Genomic DNA, 2662 nt, shown 5'->3' with positions numbered 1-2662 from the left:
GTGAGGCGTTTGCCTGGGGTGACCCGGGATCTTTAGATTGGTTGGTTGTTTTAAGATATAATGACCTGAATACATAGGGTTATTAAGCAAACGCGGGGAACTGAAACATCTCAGTACCCGTAGGAAAGGACATCAACCGAGACTTCCCTAGTAGTGGCGAGCGAACGGGAACCAGGCCAGTGCTCTTGTGAAATAAAGTCGAACAGTCTGGAAAGGCTGACCATAGCGGGTGACAGTCCCGTAGACGTTAAATAGCAAGAGACTCGAGTAGGGCGGGACACGTGCAATCCTGTCTGAACACGGGGGGACCACCCTCCAAGCCTAAGTACTCCTCTACGACCGATAGTGAACAAGTACCGTGAGGGAAAGGTGAAAAGCACCCCGACAAGGGGAGTGAAACAGATCCTGAAATCGGAAGCCTACAAGCAGTCGGAGCCGCCAAGCGCGGTGACGGCGTACCTTTTGTATAATGGGTCAGCGACTTCATGTGCCGAGCAAGCTTAAGCCGTTAGGTGTAGGCGTAGCGAAAGCGAGTTTGAATAGAGCGTTAAGTTCGTCGCATGACGACCCGAAACCAGGTGATCTATCCATGAGCAGGATGAAGGTAAGGTAACACTTACTGGAGGTCCGAACCGATATCTGTTGAAAAAGATTCGGATGACTTGTGGATAGGGGTGAAAGGCCAATCAAACCTGGACATAGCTGGTTCTCCGCGAAAACTATTTAGGTAGTGCGTCGGATGTATTCCCTGGGGGGTAGAGCACTGGATGGATGCGGGCGGCGCGAGCTGTACCAATTCTAACCAAACTCCGAATACCCAGGAGAACTATCCGGCAGACACACGGCGGGTGCTAACGTCCGTCGTGAAAAGGGAAACAACCCTAACCATCATCTAAGGCCCCCAAGTTATGGCTAAGTGGGAAACGATGTGGGATTGCTTTGACAATCAGGAGGTTGGCTTAGAAGCAGCCATCCTTTAAAGAAAGCGTAACAGCTCACTGATCAAGCGATCCTGCGCGGAAAATGTAACGGGGCTCAAGCCATACGCCGAAGATATGGGTTCACGTAAGTGAGCGGTAGCGGAGCGTTCTGTAAGCCTGTGAAGGTCAACCGTGAGGTTGGCTGGAGGTATCAGAAGTGAGAATGCTGACATGAGTAGCGATAAAGAGTGTGAGAGACACTCTCGCCGAAAGACCAAGGGTTCCTGCGTAAAGCTAATCTGCGCAGGGTTAGCCAGCCCCTAAGGCGAGGCCGAAAGGCGTAGTCGATGGGAATCCGGTAAATATTCCGGAGCCAGTGTGAAGTGACGGATGGCATAACTTGTACGGACTTATTGGATTGTCTGTGCAGGGGCGTTGTCCCTGGAAATAACTCACACAGAGACTGTACCCGAAACCGACACAGGTGGTCAGGTAGAGTATACCAAGGCGCTTGAGAGAACTATGCTGAAGGAACTCGGCAAATTACACGCGTAACTTCGGGATAAGCGTGACTTGCTCTGGGCAACCAGATCCAAGTGGCACAAACTAGGGGGTAGCGACTGTTTATCAAAAACACAGGGCTCTGCGAAGCTGTAAAGCGACGTATAGGGTCTGACGCCTGCCCGGTGCCGGAAGGTTAAAAGGAGTGGTGCAAGCTGCGAATTGAAGCCCCGGTAAACGGCGGCCGTAACTATAACGGTCCTAAGGTAGCGAAATTCCTTGTCGGGTAAGTTCCGACCTGCACGAATGGCGTAACGACTTCCCCACTGTCTCCAGCATAGGCTCAGCGAAATTGAATTCCCCGTGAAGATGCGGGGTTCCCGCGGTCAGACGGAAAGACCCTATGAACCTTTACTATAGCTTCGCCTTGGCGTTAGCATCAACATGTGTAGGATAGGTGGGAGGCTATGAAGCGGGGGCGCCAGTCCTCGTGGAGCCATCCTTGAAATACCACCCTTATTGATGCTGACGTCTAACCGCGGCCCGTTATCCGGGTCCGGGACATGGCGTGGTGGGTAGTTTGACTGGGGCGGTCGCCTCCCAAAGTGTAACGGAGGCGCGCGATGGTGGGCTCAGAGCGGTCGGAAATCGCTCGACGAGTGCAATGGCATAAGCCCGCCTGACTGCGAGACTGACAAGTCGAGCAGAGACGAAAGTCGGCCATAGTGATCCGGTGGTCCTTCGTGGACGGGCCATCGCTCAACGGATAAAAGGTACTCTAGGGATAACAGGCTGATTTTGCCCAAGAGTCCATATCGACGGCAAAGTTTGGCACCTCGATGTCGGCTCATCTCATCCTGGGGCTGGAGCAGGTCCCAAGGGTATGGCTGTTCGCCATTTAAAGAGGTACGTGAGCTGGGTTCAGAACGTCGTGAGACAGTTTGGTCCCTATCTGCCGTGGGTGTTCGAGACTTGAGAGGATCTGTCCCTAGTACGAGAGGACCGGGATGGACATACCTCTGGTGGACCTGTCGTGGCGCCAGCCGCGCAGCAGGGTAGCTAAGTATGGACGGGATAACCGCTGAAAGCATCTAAGCGGGAAACCCACCTCAAAACAAGGTCTCGCTGAGGATCGTGGAAGACTACCACGTTGATAGGCCGGGTGTGGAAGCTCCGTGAGGAGTGAAGCTAACCGGTACTAATAATCCGATCGGCTTGATCGTTCCTCAACACAACGCATG

At 53.2% G+C, this 2662-nt stretch carries 1 rRNA gene; it reads left to right on the top strand.

Annotated features, from left to right (window positions below):
* Positions 1 to 2644: ribosomal RNA gene (locus ABAC402_RS39980) — 23S ribosomal RNA — on the top strand; the annotation flags it as partial.
* Positions 2645 to 2662 lie beyond the last annotated feature (18 nt).

The organism is Asticcacaulis sp. AC402 (assembly GCF_000495835.1).
In the GTDB taxonomy this organism is placed as follows: Bacteria; Pseudomonadota; Alphaproteobacteria; order Caulobacterales; family Caulobacteraceae; genus Asticcacaulis.
This window is presented reverse-complemented; position numbering and strand designations above follow the sequence as displayed.